General features: G+C 66.8%; 16 protein-coding genes. 8 read left to right on the top strand and 8 right to left on the bottom strand.

The features are described 5' to 3' along the window. The first annotated feature begins 2 nt into the window (after positions 1–2). Together AC6JAM_RS07445 and AC6JAM_RS07440 are read left to right on the top strand one after the other, a co-directional pair. Positions 3–1547 (top strand): tripartite tricarboxylate transporter permease, encoded by a 1545-nt coding sequence (locus tag AC6JAM_RS07445; protein WP_018770937.1) that lies wholly within the window; start codon positions 3–5, stop codon positions 1545–1547. After that, positions 1544–1945 carry a universal stress protein gene (locus tag AC6JAM_RS07440; protein WP_497934396.1) on the top strand — a complete coding sequence of 134 codons (402 nt, stop codon included), beginning with the start codon at positions 1544–1546 and terminating at the stop codon, positions 1943–1945. The genes AC6JAM_RS07445 and AC6JAM_RS07440 overlap by 4 nt, the downstream gene beginning before the upstream one ends. A gap of 12 nt (positions 1946–1957) precedes the next feature. On the opposite strand, the gene AC6JAM_RS07435 is transcribed toward AC6JAM_RS07440, so the two are convergent. Further along, a complete protein-coding gene (locus AC6JAM_RS07435; RefSeq protein WP_497934395.1) occupies positions 1958–2446 on the bottom strand; it encodes an NUDIX hydrolase in 489 nt (162 codons plus the stop codon). 135 nt (positions 2447–2581) lie between these two features. Here AC6JAM_RS07435 and AC6JAM_RS07430 point away from each other — a divergent pair, with 135 nt between their 5' ends. Beyond that, positions 2582–2821 carry a hypothetical protein gene (locus AC6JAM_RS07430; RefSeq protein ID WP_018770934.1) on the top strand — a complete coding sequence of 80 codons (240 nt, stop codon included), beginning with the start codon at positions 2582–2584 and terminating at the stop codon, positions 2819–2821. 67 nt (positions 2822–2888) lie between these two features. Here AC6JAM_RS07430 and AC6JAM_RS07425 read toward each other — a convergent pair whose 3' ends face one another. From AC6JAM_RS07425 to AC6JAM_RS07415, 3 genes are all read right to left on the bottom strand, one after another. Continuing rightward, complete coding sequence (locus AC6JAM_RS07425) at positions 2889–4577, bottom strand: sensor histidine kinase (protein WP_497934393.1); 1689 nt, start codon at positions 4575–4577, stop codon at positions 2889–2891. Positions 4578–4699: 122 nt separating this feature from the next. Next, positions 4700–6073 (bottom strand): DNA repair protein RadA, encoded by a 1374-nt coding sequence (gene radA / locus AC6JAM_RS07420; RefSeq protein WP_497934392.1) that lies wholly within the window; start codon positions 6071–6073, stop codon positions 4700–4702. Between the two features lie 66 nt (positions 6074–6139). Continuing rightward, entirely contained in the window at positions 6140–7267 is a 1128-nt protein-coding gene (locus AC6JAM_RS07415; protein ID WP_018770931.1) for an FUSC family protein, read from the bottom strand. Between the two features lie 250 nt (positions 7268–7517). Between AC6JAM_RS07415 and pstS the strand changes: the two genes are divergently transcribed. The 5 genes from pstS (at position 7518) to AC6JAM_RS07390 (ending at position 12152) form a co-directional block, all read left to right on the top strand. Further along, the gene (gene pstS / locus AC6JAM_RS07410) at positions 7518–8639 is read left to right on the top strand and encodes a phosphate ABC transporter substrate-binding protein PstS (protein ID WP_018770930.1); all 1122 of its coding nucleotides are present in this window, start codon (positions 7518–7520) and stop codon (positions 8637–8639) included. Positions 8640–8742: 103 nt separating this feature from the next. After that, a complete protein-coding gene (gene pstC, locus AC6JAM_RS07405) occupies positions 8743–9675 on the top strand; it encodes a phosphate ABC transporter permease subunit PstC (protein WP_018770929.1) in 933 nt (310 codons plus the stop codon). Next, on the top strand, positions 9676–10788 hold the full coding sequence (pstA, locus tag AC6JAM_RS07400; protein WP_497934391.1) for a phosphate ABC transporter permease PstA: 1113 nt from the start codon (positions 9676–9678) through the stop codon (positions 10786–10788). Positions 10789–10860: 72 nt separating this feature from the next. After that, positions 10861–11640: a phosphate ABC transporter ATP-binding protein PstB gene (gene pstB / locus AC6JAM_RS07395; protein ID WP_018770927.1), complete on the top strand. Its 780-nt coding sequence runs from the start codon at positions 10861–10863 to the stop codon at positions 11638–11640. Positions 11641–11732: 92 nt separating this feature from the next. Continuing rightward, positions 11733–12152 (top strand): hypothetical protein, encoded by a 420-nt coding sequence (locus AC6JAM_RS07390; RefSeq protein WP_018770926.1) that lies wholly within the window; start codon positions 11733–11735, stop codon positions 12150–12152. A 27-nt stretch (positions 12153–12179) separates the two neighbouring features. Here AC6JAM_RS07390 and AC6JAM_RS07385 read toward each other — a convergent pair whose 3' ends face one another. The 4 genes from AC6JAM_RS07385 to AC6JAM_RS07370 all read right to left on the bottom strand — a co-directional run bounded on the left by AC6JAM_RS07385 (position 12180) and on the right by AC6JAM_RS07370 (position 15448). Next, the gene (locus AC6JAM_RS07385) at positions 12180–12587 is read right to left on the bottom strand and encodes a hypothetical protein (RefSeq protein WP_018770925.1); all 408 of its coding nucleotides are present in this window, start codon (positions 12585–12587) and stop codon (positions 12180–12182) included. A 210-nt stretch (positions 12588–12797) separates the two neighbouring features. Then, a complete protein-coding gene (locus tag AC6JAM_RS07380) occupies positions 12798–13808 on the bottom strand; it encodes an inorganic phosphate transporter (RefSeq protein ID WP_142069482.1) in 1011 nt (336 codons plus the stop codon). Position 13809: 1 nt separating this feature from the next. Beyond that, positions 13810–14427 (bottom strand): DUF47 domain-containing protein, encoded by a 618-nt coding sequence (locus tag AC6JAM_RS07375; protein ID WP_018770923.1) that lies wholly within the window; start codon positions 14425–14427, stop codon positions 13810–13812. Between the two features lie 361 nt (positions 14428–14788). Further along, a complete protein-coding gene (locus tag AC6JAM_RS07370) occupies positions 14789–15448 on the bottom strand; it encodes a hypothetical protein (RefSeq protein ID WP_018770922.1) in 660 nt (219 codons plus the stop codon). Positions 15449–15477: the final 29 nt, after the last annotated feature.

Here is a 15477-nt window from a genome sequence, read left to right as displayed (position 1 = left end):
CCGTGGATTTCCTCAATCCTGTGATCAACGGTTTTTCCGTCGTCCTGGAACCAATGAACCTTCTCTACTGCCTGATTGGCGTGGTGATCGGCATGCTGATCGGCGTGCTGCCCGGGCTGGGCCCGGCCGCCACCATCGCCATCCTGCTTCCGCTGACCTACAGCGTGGAGCCGGTCACCGCCATCATCATGCTCGCCGGCATCTTCTACGGCGCCCAGTACGGTGGCACCATCACGTCCGTCCTGCTCCGGCTTCCCGGTGAGGCATCCTCCGTGGTCACCGTCTTCGACGGGTACCAGATGGCCAGGCAGGGCAAGGCCGGCACGGCCCTGGGCCTGGCGGCCATTGGGTCCTTCATCGGCGGAACCGCCTCGATTATCGGCCTGACCTTCCTGGCTCCCGTGGTGGCGGGCTTCGCGCTCGACTTCGGACCCGCGGAGTACTCCGCGCTGGCGCTGCTGGGCATCCTGCTGGTGGCAACCATCAGCGGAGGCGCCAAGGCCAAGGCACTCATCGCGGCCGCCGTCGGACTCCTGCTCGCTACCGTCGGCCGCGATATCTTTACCGGCGAAAGCCGCTTCACCTTCGGCAGCCTGCAGCTCGCGGACGGGATCGACTTCGTGCCCATCGCCATGGGCCTCTTCGGACTGGGCGAGATCCTCTACAACCTCGAGGAGCGGCACCGGGCTGCCAAGGCGCCGTCGAAGGTCTCGAATGTCTGGCCCTCCAGGTCCGACCTCAAGCAGGCATCGGGAGCCATTACCCGCGGCTCGGTCCTGGGCTTCTTCCTGGGCATTCTGCCCGGCGGCGGCGCCACCATCGCTTCCATGGCCTCGTATGCCATGGAGAAGAAACGGGCCAAGCAGCCGGAGCGGTTCGGCAAGGGCGCACCGGAAGGCGTGGCCGGCCCGGAAACCGCGAACAACGCGGCGGCAACGTCGTCGTTCATCCCGCTGCTGACCCTTGGCATTCCCGCCAACGCCACCATGGCGCTGATGTTCGGCGCGCTGCTGATCCAGGGTGTGACGCCTGGCCCGCAGCTGGTGGAACAGAACCCGGAGCTCTTCTGGGGCGTGGTCAACTCCATGTACATCGGCAACATCCTGCTGCTGATCATGAGCCTGCCCCTGGTGGGGATCTTCGTCCGCATCCTCCGCGTCCGGGCAGCCATCCTGGCGCCGGTCACCGCCCTGATCACCCTGCTGGGGGCCTACACCATCAACAACAGCATGTTCGACGTGACCCTGGTGGTGTTCTTCGGCGTGGTGGGCTACCTGATGAAGAAGTTCGGCTTCGAGCCCGGTCCGCTGGTTCTGGCCTTCGTCCTCGGCGAGCTGCTGGAAAGCTCACTGCGCCGCTCCCTGCTGGTTTTCGGCGGCGACGCCACCGGCTTCTTCACCCGCCCCATCTCGGCAACACTGCTGGTGGTCTTCGTGCTGGTGGCCGTGCTGCCGGGCCTCCGCAGCATGCTGGCCAAGCGCAAGGGCACGACGGCGGCAGTCGCCTCCGCCACGGACAGCACCAACAACATCAAGGAGAAGGTATGAGCATCATCGTTGGGTTCGTCCCCACGCCTGCCGGCGAGGCAGCCCTCGCCGCCGGGATCGCCGAAGCGCGGCTCCGGCAAAAGGACCTGTACATCGTGAACTCCGCCCGCCAGGGGGCGCTGGTGGACAAGTCCGTGGCCCCGGAGGACGTCCTGGCCCAGGCCGCGAAAAAGGCGGCCGACGCCGGAGTCAATGCCACCGTCATCCAGCCGCCGTACGAGCACGACCTGGCGGACGAGTTCCTGGACGTGGCCAGGGAAGTTGATGCTTCGCTGATCGTGATCGGCCTCCGCCACCGCACCCAGGTGGGCAAGTTCATCCTCGGCAGCCACGCCCAGCAGATCCTGATGCAGGCGGACCGGCCGGTGCTGGCCGTGAAGGCACGGGTGCGTTCTTAATGGGTCGGGGCTTCACGCCAGCGCGGCGTCGCTGACCAGGGCACTAAGGATGGGCAGCTGGCCCTTCACGAGCTTGAGCCGCGCCTCCTGCTCGGGGAACCAGCGGGCGTCGTCGATTTCGGGGTAATGCTGGATCCTGCCGGACCCCTTGGGCCATTCCAGCGGAAACGTGTTGCTGCTGATCACGGCCGGGGCGAAGTCGGCCTGGGCCGCGAAGACCGTGATGAGCTTTCCGGACGGTTGCCGGAAATCGCCCAGAAGCCGGTACTCGGCGTCCGGGGCCGCGGTGCCCATTTCCTCGGCGAACTCGCGCAGCGCGGCAGCGCGTGGGTCGTCGCCCTCGCTGTATTCGCCTTTCGGAATCGACCAGGCATGCGCGTCCTTGCGGGCCCAGAACGGGCCGCCCATGTGGGCGATCCACACCTGCAGGCCCTCCCGGGCGCCGGCGGGCATGGCCGGGTCCTGCCGGTACAGCAGGATGCCGGCGCTTCGAATGGGCATTGATCCTCCAAGAAAGCCGCTGGGAACAGGAAAGGAAGTTGCCGTCCGCCGTTAACGTGGAGTTCACGGCCCTGCTTTAGGTTATTCCTTCAGGCACTCTGCCAGGCACTCTGGTCGAAAGGGACGGGACCACTCATGGCCAACATTGCCGAGGTTTTGGGGCGGCTTACGCCCGAAGAAGTCGATGAACTCCGCAGCCTTGGGCCGCAGGGCCACCTGCCGCGGCATCTGGTGGATGCCCTGGACCGTGCCGCCGGGGGAGCCGGATCGGGCCGCGGCTATTACGTGGTGAACGGCAACGTGAGCGCCACCGGGGGCCCCCTCCTCGTGCTGCGCAGCGACGTTTCCAGCTGGCTGGCCGGCACGGGTTCCTGACCCACGTCGCCTGCCGACGGCGCGGTTCCTCCCGAGGGGCAGCACGGGAGCTCCCTGCGATGGGGGGTCAGGATTCCGGCAGGATGAATGTTGCCCTGGTACCCCGGCCGGGTTCACTCTCCAGGCTGATTGATCCGCCGTGGCCCTCAACAATGGTCTTGCTCACCGGCAGGCCCAGTCCGGCGCCGGGAATGGCGGTTTCACGCGACCGGGCCGAACGGAAGAACTTGCTGAAGGCCTGTTCCTGCTCCTCCACGGTCATCCCCAAGCCGGTGTCCGTGATGGAGCAGGCCAGGCCCTCCCGGGTCCGGAAGGCCCGGGCGGTGATCAGGCCGCCGTTGGGGGAGTACTTGATGGCGTTCGAAAGCAGGTTCCGGATCACCTGGCCGATCCGTGCCGGATCCATCCTGGCATGAAGCGGCTGCTCCACATCGAGCACCAGCTGCAGTCCGTTGCCGGCAGCCTTGGGCGAAGCTGCGTCCACCTCCCGGGCCACCAGCCGGGCAAGGTCCGCCTGCTCCAGCGCGAGGTCCACGCGTTCCGAGGCGACCGCAATGAGGTCGTTGACGAGTCCCAGCAGGTGTTCGGCATTCCGGCGCACCACCAGGAGCTCGTCGCGGATGTCCTCATGCCCGGGTTCGTCCAGGACCAGTTCCAGGTAGCCGAGGATGGATGTCAGGGGGGTCCGCAGCTCGTGCGAAACCGTGGCAACGAAGTTGTCCTTGGCCGCCAGCGCACCGATCAGGCTGGTGACGTCCACAAACGTGATGACGGCGCCGCCTTCCTGCCCGCCCGCCGGAGGAAACCCGTGCGAGCTCACGGAATAGGCGCGCTGGCGGTCCGCCGGGCCAGCCCAGTACAGCTCGTCAATGAAGGCTTCTCCCGCTGCGGCGCGGGCAGCGGGAAGCAGGTTTGCCGGCACTGGAGTGGAGCGGTCGGCGGACATCAGGGGTGCCTGGCCCCCTGCCGGGCCGATGACGCCGGCAAGGGCAGGGTCCGCGTGCATTGCCCTGTTTGCCAGCACCGTGTTCCCTTTGGCGTCCACCACCCAAACGCCCACGCCAACCGCCCTGAGCACTGCGTCGAGCAGGGCCTGCCGGCGGACGCTTTCACCGAGTGTTCGGCCCAGGTGCAGTTCGTTTTCCATGAGCTTGATCCGCTGGCGCCGGATGGTTGTGGCCATCACATGCGCGGTCACCGCTATGACTGACAGGACCAGGGGAAGGATCAGGGTCCTGATCATCGATCCCCCCAGCACCGGGGAGCCCTGGATAACAGACGGAACCACGGTACTGAGGACTGCCCCGGCCATGGCCAGGACAGGCATGTATGGCCGGTCGTGGACGGAGAGCCAGATGACGGGGAACACCAGCATGATGCTGAGGACGTTGAAGGGCGGGCCTCCCGCCTCACGGGTGAACCCGATGGCCAGGCAGTCGAGCAGCGGGATGACGGCGAACGCACCTGCAGGGAGCCGGCCCCAGGGTATTGCAAAGCACGCCGCGGCAATTGCCAGGTGGAAGAGCAGCGCCGCCACGAACAGGTTGTCGTCGAACGTCTCCGGGCTGAAGATTGCCGTGGCGATCACCACGAGTGCAACCGTGGCCGTGACCGGCAGCTGGCTTGCGGCCACGCGCTTCCGGATGCTCAGGCCTTCGAGCAGTCCGTCAATCCGGTCCGACACAACCGGCTGCACAGGTGCCATGCGTGCGCGGCCCGCACGGTCGGCGGTGCCCTGCTGTTCCTTGATTGCCATGCATCCCCCCGCGCAGAAACCAAAAGCCTCCGTCTGCAAGAAGGTTTTGCACCAACAGTACCCGCCGAAAGCCCTGCAGAAACCAGGCAGGGCGTTCCGTGGGCGCCGGCAATCTCCTGCCGCTATCCGATCAGGAGGCTGAGCGCTTCCGTGAGGTGTTCCACTTCCCGGACCGAAAACCCTGCAGGCACAGGGCCCGGGCCGGTGTGGCTGGCCGGGACCACGGCGTGGGTGAATCCCAGCCGGTGCGCCTCCTGGATGCGCTGGTTGATGCCTGGTACTGGCCGGACTTCACCTGCCAGCCCCACCTCGCCGAAGGCGATCAGCCGGACAGGCAGGGGCTTGCGGGCCTTGGCCGACGCCACGGCGAGGGCCACCGCAAGGTCCGTTGCCGGTTCGCTGAGCTTCACCCCGCCCACGGTGGCAACGTACGAATCGTCCTTGTGCAGCTGGGTCCCTGCGCGCTGCTGCAGCACGGCCAGGAGCATGGACACCCGGGAACTGTCCAGCCCGCTGGTGGCCCGCCGCGGCTGAGAGTTGGGGCTTTCCGCCAGCAGCGACTGCACCTCCGCCAGCAGGGGGCGGCGTCCCTCCATGGTGACGGTGATGCAGGTCCCGGAAACCGGATCCTTGGTGCGGCTGACGAACAGCCCGCTGGGATCGGCCAGGCCCTCGATGCCGTTTTCATTCAGGTCGAAGCAGCCCACGTCATCCGTGGGCCCGTACCGGTTCTTCACGGCACGGAGCAGCCGCAGCCGGGAGTGCCGCTCACCTTCGAACTGGCACACCACGTCCACCAGGTGTTCCAGCAGCCGCGGTCCGGCAATGGAACCGTCCTTCGTGACGTGGCCCACCAGCAGGGTTGTCATGTTCCGCCGCTTGGCTGCGGCAATGATGGAAGCCGCCACTTCCCGGACCTGGGACACGCCACCGGCACTGCCGTCCACGTCCGCGCTGCTGAGCGTCTGCACCGAGTCCACGATCAGCAGCCGCGGTTCGATCTTCTCCACCTGCCCCAGCGCCTGCCCAAGGTCCGTCTCCGCGGACAGGTAGAGGGATTCGGCGACGGCGTCGATCCGCTCCGCCCGCAGCTTCACCTGGGCGGCCGACTCTTCGCCGGTGACATACAGGACGTCCTGGGCTGTCCGCGCGAACTTGGCGGCAACGTCCAGCAGCAGGGTGGACTTGCCGACCCCGGGCTCACCCGCCAGCAGGATGACGGCGCCGGGAACCAGTCCGCCGCCCAGCACCCTGTCCAGTTCATCCACCCCTGTTGGCAGGAACGCCGCGGTGGTGGCGTCCACGTCCGCGATCCGCCGCGCCGGCTCCACGACTGTTGTGGCCGCGGTGGTCCGCGCCACCGCCGCGCCTGTTTCCTCAACCGTGCCCCATGCCTGGCACTCGCCGCAGCGGCCCACCCACTTCACGGTGGTCCAGCCGCATTCGGCGCATTTGTATGCGGGCGCCTTGGAGGCCCGGGAAGTCTTTGTTGCCATGCGTCCAACCCTAGTGGCGGGCACCGACATCGGGCCCACCCCGCGCTGGGCCCGGGCCCATCCCGCCTACAGTGCGGGCAGCACGTCCCTGGCCTCGTCCGCGTCCATCCCCGTGGCCTCCAGCAGATCCACCATCAGTGGCCGGAACAGCATCACCACCGTTTCGCCCTCCAGCCGCTGCACCTCCAGGAGTTTGGGGTGCAGGCGAAGGGCGATTTCGCTCAGGTCGCGCCGGGCCGTACGCAGATGGGCGCGGCGGACGCCGTCGTGCGATTCCGCAAGGCCCAGCGAAAGCTCATCAATCGCGGCAGCGGTCTCCTGCAGCACCTCCGCGATGCTGTCCGTGGCCTCGTCCGAGAGGGCGGCGTGGTTGATGGCGCTGGTGAGCCGCCGCGCAAAGACTCGGCTGTTGCGCAGGGCCAGGTCGATGAAGTCCAGCGACTGCTTGAGCCGGTCCAGTTCATCCCGGTGCCGGCGGTAGGCGGGCGCCAGCGTGGCAACTTCCCCGGAGGCCCGCAGCGACTGCCGCATGGCATCGACCAGGGGCTGGCAGTTCCTGCCGCGGATCAGCGCATGCCACGCTTGGGTAGAGTCGCTGTTGGCCAGCGCGGAGGCGCATTCCCGCAGCACTTCCGCCAGTTCGTGCAGCAGTTTCTGGACGTCGCGGCGTGGTTCCCGCCGTGGGTCCTTGGGCATGAGGATGGTCACCAGCAGGGCGCACAGGCCGCCCACCACCGCATCGATGCTCCGGGTGAACGGTCCGCCCGACGGCGCCGGAAGCAGCACCACCAGCAGCGACTGCAGGGCCAGTTGGGTGGTGAAGATGTTCCCGCTGTCAAGGAACCGCGCCAGCAGGATGGAGAAGAGCAGAACGACGGCGGCCACCCAGATTTCCCCGCCCAGCCAGTGCAGGAGCAGGTCGCCAACGGCGATCCCGATGGTGCAGCCCAGGCCCACTTCCATCACGCGCCGCAGCCGCGGTTCCCGCGAAAACCCGAGCGCGATCAGCGAGGAGGTGGCGGCAAACAGCGGGCCGGAGTGGCCCAGGACGTATTCCGCGAAGGCGTAGGCGCCCACCGCGCAGACGGTCATCTGGATGGCAGGGACGAACGAGTTGCGGCTCCGGATCAGGCCGGTCCGGACGCGGCTGCGCAGGAACCGTTGGGTTGCCGAGAGTCCTGCTTCGATTGCCATGGGTTCAAGTCTATTCAGTGGCGGTGGAGCACCCGGGCAGGCCACTACGGCCGGACCTGTGATCCGCGCAATGGTGACCCGGCATTTGTCAGCCAATATCCCGCCGTCGTTAATCCTCCGTTCACTTTGGACAGCCCATCCCGTTACCTGCAGCCCATAACTTACTGAAAGGTACACACCGTACGCATCGCGCAGCAGGGTTCTCCGGCCCTGTCCCGCACCTGAATAACCCTGGAAGGGGTACATCTAAGTGAAGGCACTCCGCTTCGGCCGCCACGCGGCTATCGCTGTCATCGCAGCCGGCGCACTCGCGCTCAGCGCCTGCGGTTCAGACAATGCCACGGGCACCGCTCCTGCCGGCAGCCAGTCCGCCGGCGGCACCAAGGTCACCGGCACGCTGACCGGCATCGGCTCCTCCGCCCAGGGCGCCGCCATGGACGCCTGGAAGACCAACTTTGCCTCCGCCAACTCCGGCGCCACCGTGCAGTACTCCCCGGACGGCTCCGGAGCAGGCCGCAAAGCCATCCTGGACGGCTCGGCCCAGTTCGCCGGCTCCGACGCGTACCTGAAGGATGACGAATACGCCTCCTCCAAGTCCGTCTGCGGCCCCGACGGCGCCATCAACGTCCCGGTCTACATCTCCCCGATCGCTGTGGCCTTCAACGTTCCCGGCGTCACGGACCTGAAGCTTGACGCCACCACCGTGGCCAAGATCTTCCGCGGCCAGATCACCAAGTGGAACGACCCCGCCATCGCCGCCCTGAACGCCGGTGTCTCCCTGCCCGACCTCAAGGTCACCCCGGTGAACCGCTCCGACGACTCGGGCACCACCCAGAACTTCACCGACTACCTGGCCGCCGCTGCCTCCGACGTCTGGACCGACAAGGCCGCCGGCGTCTGGCCTGCCAGCCTGCAGGGTGAGAACGCCAAGGGAACCTCCGGCGTGGTCAAGACCGTGACGGACACCCCCGGTGCCGTGACCTACGCCGACGACTCCGCCGTGAGCGGCAAGCTGGGCGTGGCCCAGATCAAGGTGGGCGAGTCCTTCACCAAGATCTCCGCCGATGCTGCCGCCAAGGCAGTGGACGCCGGCAAGCCGGTTGAAGGCCGCGCCGCCAACGACCTGTCCATCAAGCTGGACCGCAAGACCACCATCGAAGGCGCCTACCCGATCGTCCTGGTGTCCTTCCACGTCCTGTGCACCACGTACGACAAGCAGGAGACCGTGGACCTGGTCAAGGCCTTCGAGCACTACGTAGTTTCCGCTGAAGGCCAGAAGGCCGCAGCAGACTCGGCCAAGTCCGCTCCGCTGTCCTCGGACCTCGCAGCCAAGGCTGTCAAGGCGATCGACTCGATCAAGGCCAAGTCCTAGCCATCGCTGCGAAACCGGGTTCCCCGCCTGCCGGAAGGCAGTGCGGGGAACTTGGCTTTGCACCCTGCATTCCCAATCCAGCAACGACTCGAAGGGCCGTCGAATGACCGCCACCCCCCTGACAAGTACCCAAGGCGCCGGACGCGCCGGGGATAAAGTCTTTTCCGGCGCCACGCTGGCAGCCGGGTGCCTGATCCTTGCCGTCCTCTTCGGCGTCGCACTGTTCCTGGTTGTCCAGGCAGTTCCCGCCCTGACCGCGCCCGCCGACAAGATCCAGGGCGGCCAGGGCTTTTTCGCCTACATCTGGCCCATCGTGATCGGCACTCTCATCGCGGCCGTCATCGCACTGGTCATCGCCACCCCCATCGCCATTGGCGTGGCGCTGTTCATCTCACACTTCGCACCGCGCCGCCTTGCCTCCGGACTGGGCTATGTGGTTGACCTGCTCGCCGCCATTCCGTCCGTGGTCTACGGTGCTTGGGGTGCAGCGTTCCTGGCAAAGGAAATCTCTCCGGCGTACGTCTGGCTGGCGGCCAACATGGGCTGGCTTCCCATCTTCCAGGGTCCGGCCTCCACCACCGGCAAGACAATCCTCACCGCAGGCATCGTCCTGGCGGTCATGGTCCTGCCGATCATCACCTCGCTGTCGCGCGAGATTTTCCTGCAGACCCCCAAGCTGCATGAAGAAGCTGCGTTGGCCCTGGGCGCTACCCGCTGGGAAATGATCAAGATGGCAGTGCTGCCCTTCGGCAGGCCGGGCATCATCAGCGCCGTCATGCTGGGCCTGGGCCGCGCGCTGGGCGAAACCATGGCCGTTGCCCTGGTCCTGTCCTCCGGCGCTTTGACGGCCAGCCTGATCCAGTCCGGCAACCAAACCATCGCTGCCGAGATCGCCCTGAACTTCCCGGAAGCCAGCGGCATCAGGGTCAGCACGCTGATCGCCGCCGGCCTGGTCCTGTTCGTCATCACCCTGGCCGTGAACATGATCGCCCGCTGGGTCATCACCCGGCACAAAGAATTCTCGGGAGCCAACTAAATGACCTCCACGCTTACCCCCGTCCGCAGCAAGCGGTCGGCGCTCACCAAGGGCCAACTGCCCAAGTATGCCCCCTACGCCGTCCTGGCTGCGGCCCTGATTGTTGGCGCCGCCATCCTGGCCCTGGTCGGCTTCAATGCGTTCGGCTGGGGACTGGTCTCCGCGATCCTGTTCGCCATCGGCCTGGTGTCCTGGAGCGCAGTGGTGGAAGGGTCCCGCAAGGCCAAGGACAAGCTGGCCACCTGCCTGGTGGTGGGCTCGTTCCTGGTGGCCCTCCTGCCCCTGGTTTCGGTGATCTGGACGGTGCTGGTGAACGGCATCCCGGGTCTTATGGACCCCGGGTTCCTCACCACCTCGATGAACGGCGTCACGGGCGCCTATGACAACAAGGCCGTGGAAAGCGGCGGCCCGGTGATGGGCGGCATCTACCACGCCCTCCTGGGCACGGTGCAGATCACCTTGCTTGCCACCGTAATTTCCGTTCCGGTAGGGCTGCTCACCGCCATCTACCTGGTGGAGTACGGCCACGACGGCCGCCTGGCCAGGGCCATCACGTTCTTCGTGGACGTCATGACCGGCATCCCCTCCATCGTGGCGGGCCTGTTCGCTGCCGCGTTCTTCTTCGTGGTGGTGGGCCCGGGCACCAAGACCGGTGCGGTGGCCGCCGTCGCGCTGTCGGTGCTGATGATCCCCGTGGTGGTCCGCTCCAGCGAGGAAATGCTCAAGATCGTCCCCAACGAACTCCGCGAGGCCGCCTACGCCCTGGGCGTGCGCAAGTGGCGCACCATCCTCAAGGTGGTTATTCCGACGGCGATTTCAGGCATCGCGTCCGGCGTCACCCTGGCGATTGCCCGGGTCATCGGCGAGACGGCGCCCATCCTGGTCACCGCCGGTTTTGCCACCAGCATCAACTCGAACGTCTTTGGCGGCTGGATGGCTTCGCTGCCCACGTTCATCTACACCCAGATCCTCAACCCCACCTCGCCCTCCAACCCGGACCCGTCCTCGCAGCGGGCCTGGGGCGCGGCGCTGGTGCTGATCATCCTGGTGATGGTCCTGAACCTGGTGGCCCGCCTGATCGCCAGGATCTTCGCCCCCAAAGCCAGCCGGTAACCAGGCCCTCCCTTCCGCCATACCGCGGCGGATCCTAGACTTCAATCCATACCCAGTAAGTGAAGGAACTCCATGTCTAAGCGCATCGACGTCAAGGACCTGAACGTGTACTACGGCGATTTCCTTGCCGTGGAGGACGTCAGCATCAACATCGAGGCCAAGTCCGTCACCGCGTTCATTGGCCCCTCCGGCTGCGGAAAGTCCACCTTCCTCCGCACCCTGAACCGCATGCACGAGGTCATCCCCGGCGCGCGCGTCGAGGGTGAGGTCCTGCTGGACGGCGACAACCTCTACGGCCCCGGCGTGGACCCCGTCACCGTGCGTTCCCAGATCGGCATGGTCTTCCAGCGCCCCAACCCGTTCCCCACCATGTCCATCCGCGACAATGTGCTGGCCGGCGTCAAGCTGAACAACAAGAAGATCTCCAAGGGTGAGGCCGACGTCCTGGTGGAGCGCTCGCTCAAGGGCGCCAACCTCTGGAACGAGGTCAAGGACCGGCTGGAGAAGCCCGGTTCCGGCCTTTCGGGCGGCCAGCAGCAGCGGCTCTGCATTGCCCGCGCCATCGCCGTGGAGCCGCAGGTGATCCTCATGGACGAGCCGTGCTCCGCCCTGGACCCCATTTCCACGCTGGCCATTGAGGACCTCATCAATGAGCTCAAGGACCAGTACACGGTGGTGATCGTTACCCACAACATGCAGCAGGCCGCGCGGGTTTCCGACCGGACGGCGTTCTTCAACATCGCGGGCACCGGCAAGCCGGGCAAGCTGATCGAATACGGCGACACCCACACGATCTTCAGCAACCCCGTCCAGAAGGCTACTGAGGACTACGTGTCCGGCCGCTTTGGATAGGGCACTCCAGCGTTGGCGATCTACTGGCCGGTTTAGTACGCTCATCTAGATACTTTTGAATCTAGTAGTAAGTCAGCTAAAGGAGTTTCGCCATGACGCAGACGGCCAGCAACGCCCTGGGCCCACAGCTTACGGTGTCCGTCCCCGGGCCGGGCGCACCGGCCCGGGATGCCGTGCTGCCCGTGGAGGGCTTTGCCGCAGCCGCCGGCCTGGCAGGACCCCTTGCCGCCGGCCCCCTGGCCCCTGAGCTTCAACCACACCTCGGGCTGGCTGCGGCCGGCCTTGAGGAAGAGGGCGATGTCCTGTCGGAGGTGTGGCGCACCAGCTCCCACCTCGAAAGCATGCAGTGGGAACTGGACAACGCCCTGCAGTCCCTGCACCAGGCGGTCCGCAACGCCTCCGCGGCCGGAGTGGCACACCACGAACTCTGCACCGCGGCGAACCTGACCGCCGAGGAGCTCGCGGCCGTCCTGATGGCCGAAACCGATGGCCCGGCCGCCATCCAGCTCTGACCGGCGCCCGCCCGGGCCCGGGCGGGCTTATTCCGGAACTTCCAGCTGGAATCCGCAATGGCAGCGCAGGACCCGGGTGGGCAGGGACACCGCGTTGAGGCCACTGCCCGTGTTGCTGCTGCGATAGCAGAGCCGCTCAACCTCGTGTTCCGCTTCCTCCATGGGGTAGCCGCAGTGGATGTACTCGTCCCCGAAGAGGATCACTTTCGCCATCCAGCGGACCTGGTTCAGGGCGGCCGCCACGTCGGCAGCGAAGGCACTGTGTTCCTGGAACAGGTTGCAGTCGTTGCAGGTGTAGGAAACCGTGACAAGGTCCCCGCCGGCGGCGCCGATGGACGTGATGGCATGAATGGTCAGCTGGTGCCCGGTTCCGCAGGCCTCGCACTGAAGTTGCCGTGGCTGTGGCAGGGGGCGCCGGAAATACGGGGAAGACATGACGCCTGCTCTTTTCCGCTTTGTGCATCCAAGCCGCCGTGTTGCTGCAGCGGTTGCCCGTCCGCGGCCCTGCACGCGGCCCGGACGCCGGTCCCCGCACCTTTGGCCCGGGGCGCTTTTTTCGAATCTACGTCACGGGGGTGCCCCTGTACAGGGGAGCTCCACGCTCTGCTGCCAGGGCCCACCGGGGGTGGATTCGACAGGGGTGGACTAGGCAGAAACGGGGGACAGGGCCAGGGCCAGCACGAAGGCCAGGGCGCAGGTGGCCAGGGGCGTCAGGGCCCAGAGCCACAGGATCCTGATCACCAGCTTCCGGTTCGTTACCGAAAAATTCTGGTTCTCCCCGGCGCCCAGGGCCCCGGCGGTGACGGTATGGGTGGTGGAGAGCGGCCAGTGGAGCCCGATTGCGCCCACAAAGAGCATCAGTGCGCTGAAGGTCTGGGCCACCGATCCGCGCAGGGGGTCGATCCTGGTGAGCTTGTAGCCGATGGTGTGCGAGATCCGCCAACCTCCGAAGAGCGTCCCGGCGGTCATCATTACTGCGGAGAGTCCTGCCACCCACATGGGGATGCCGCCGTCGGAATAGCCTGCCGCCAGGAGGGCCAGCAGCAGTACCGCGCTGACGCGCTGGCCGTCCTGCAGGCCGTGGCCAAAGGCCACCGCGCCGGCGGCAACGGCCTGGCCCCTGCGAAAGCGCTGGTTCACCACATTGGGCTGCGTGTACCGGGCCACCCACGTGGCCGGATACACCAGCAGGAAGGAACCGCTGTAGGCCACAAGCGGGGACAGCACCAGGGGCAGCACCACTTGGAACAGCAGCGACTGGTCCACCCCGGCAACCCCCGGGCCGCCGATGGCAAGGCTGGCAAGGCCTGCGCCGGCAAGACCACCCACAAGGGCGTGGGTGGAGGACGCGGGGATGCCCCGCCGCCACATCAGCAGCCCCCAGGCGCAGGCGCTGGCCAGGCCGGCCACCAGGATGGTGAGCCCGTCGGCCCCGGCGGGAAGATGGATCCAGGTCTGGCTGGCGGCGACGGCAAGCAGGGCGCTCACCAGGGCGCCGACAAAGTTGAAGAACGCGGCAAGGAGCACGCCCACGCTGGGGGTGAGGGCCCGGTTCCGGACGGCAAGGGCCACTGAGGTGGACGCATCGCGGAAGCCGTTGAGGAAGGCAAACGCCGCCGCCAGCAGGACCACCGCCGCGAAGATGACTGCCGCCACCTCAGGATTCCTTGACGATGATGCTGCCTACCTGGGTGGCCACCCGCCGCATGTCCTTGGTGACCTCCACCAGCTGGTTGGCGATGTCCCGGTTGCGCGAGTACTGCGCCCATTTCATGTCCGCGATCATGTCCGCCACCCAAACCCGGTGGGTCCGCTCGGCACGCTTGGCCAGTCGCAGGATCTCGATCCAGTAGTCCTCAAGGTCATCCAGGTTGTTGAGCCTGCACATGGCGTCGACCGTCAGCTCGGCCTGCCGGCTGATGATCTCCAGCTGGTCCGCGGCGCGCTTGGGCAGGCGGTCCAGCTTGTACAGCGCCACCAGTTCCGCGGCGGCATCCATTTTCTCCATGGCCTCGTTGAGGTACCGGGAGAGGGCGTACATGTCCTCGCGGGGGAGCGGGTTCACGAAGCTGGTGCGCATGTGGGTCAGCAGGGCGAAATGCAGTTCGGCGGACTTGGCCTCGAGGTTGTGCATGTCCTCCACGAGGTTGCCGTGCTCGTCCGCGGGTACGCCAAGGATTTCGGCCAGGGTGGCGGTGGCCAGCACGATCTGTTGTGCCATCTGCGAGAGCAGGTTCAGCCCTGCGGGCTCCTGGGGGAAAAGGCGCAGCTTCACGTGTTTACCGGTCTCCGGGGACTTATCAAGGCGGGGGTCGCTGCCGTGTGACTTGACTCCGGCGCGCAACTGTCGCCTACTCTACCGGCCCGAAAGAGCACCTCTGAATTGTCCACCCTGAAGAGGGCAGAAAAATGGTGCCGAACCGGATACGCCTCTCGGCGGTAGGCCGCTCTAGGCGGCTAATTGTTGAAGCCCGGGGGTTTCGCGGCTCGGCACCGGTTTCAGTCTTCTACTTCACCCGGCCCAAGTCAATCTTGACAGCGGCGCCCTTGTTCGTCCCGAAAATAAGGGCCAGAGGGTGCCGGGCAGGCTCAAGCAACCAGCCCTGTACGGCCGGTTACCGGGTCCCGGCGGCCACTCAGTCCAGTTCGCCCAGGCGCCACGCGTTGGCGGCGTGCTCCAGGTCCTCGGCGGTCTTGACCAACTGGTGGGAGTTGCGGGTCAGCTTGCTGGCGTGTGCCTCGTTGGCGTGTTCGGCGCCGTCGGCAAGGGTGGCCTGGCCCAGCGCCACCACCCGGCAGAAGGCGGCGGACCGTTCCAGCGCGACGTCGAAATCGCCGTCGAACGCGCCGGAAAGGATTGCGTCGGCCATGGTGCGCATTTCCTCCGCGCCGGGTGGTTCAGCCGCGCCGGCCACCACGTTGGAGACCTGCGCGGTGTCCCGGCCCGCGCGGAAATACACGGAGATGCGTTCCGGATCCTGGACCGTGGCAGCGCGCAGCGCGTAAAGCCGCCATAGGGCGCCGGGAAGGGAGCGGGCCGGGCTCTCGGCCCACATCTCGGCGATGGCCTCCAGGCCCTGTTCGTCGGCAAGCTTCACGAGGCGTTCGGTGACCACCGGATCATCGCTGTCCCGGCCGTGGCGGACCAGGGCCTGCGCGGCGAGGTGGGCGGCCTCCGAGACGCGGGCGGGATCGGCCCCGCCGGCGAAGGGCTCGAAATCCATCGGGGCGAAAGGCTTGGGCTTGTGGTGCCGGTTGCTGCCGCCGTAAGGACTGGTTCCTGCTTGCTCGCTCATGCCCCCACGCTACTCCTGTGCCGCGGCGG

This window comes from Arthrobacter sp. GmRoot5-12 (assembly GCF_059739365.1).
This window is presented reverse-complemented; position numbering and strand designations above follow the sequence as displayed.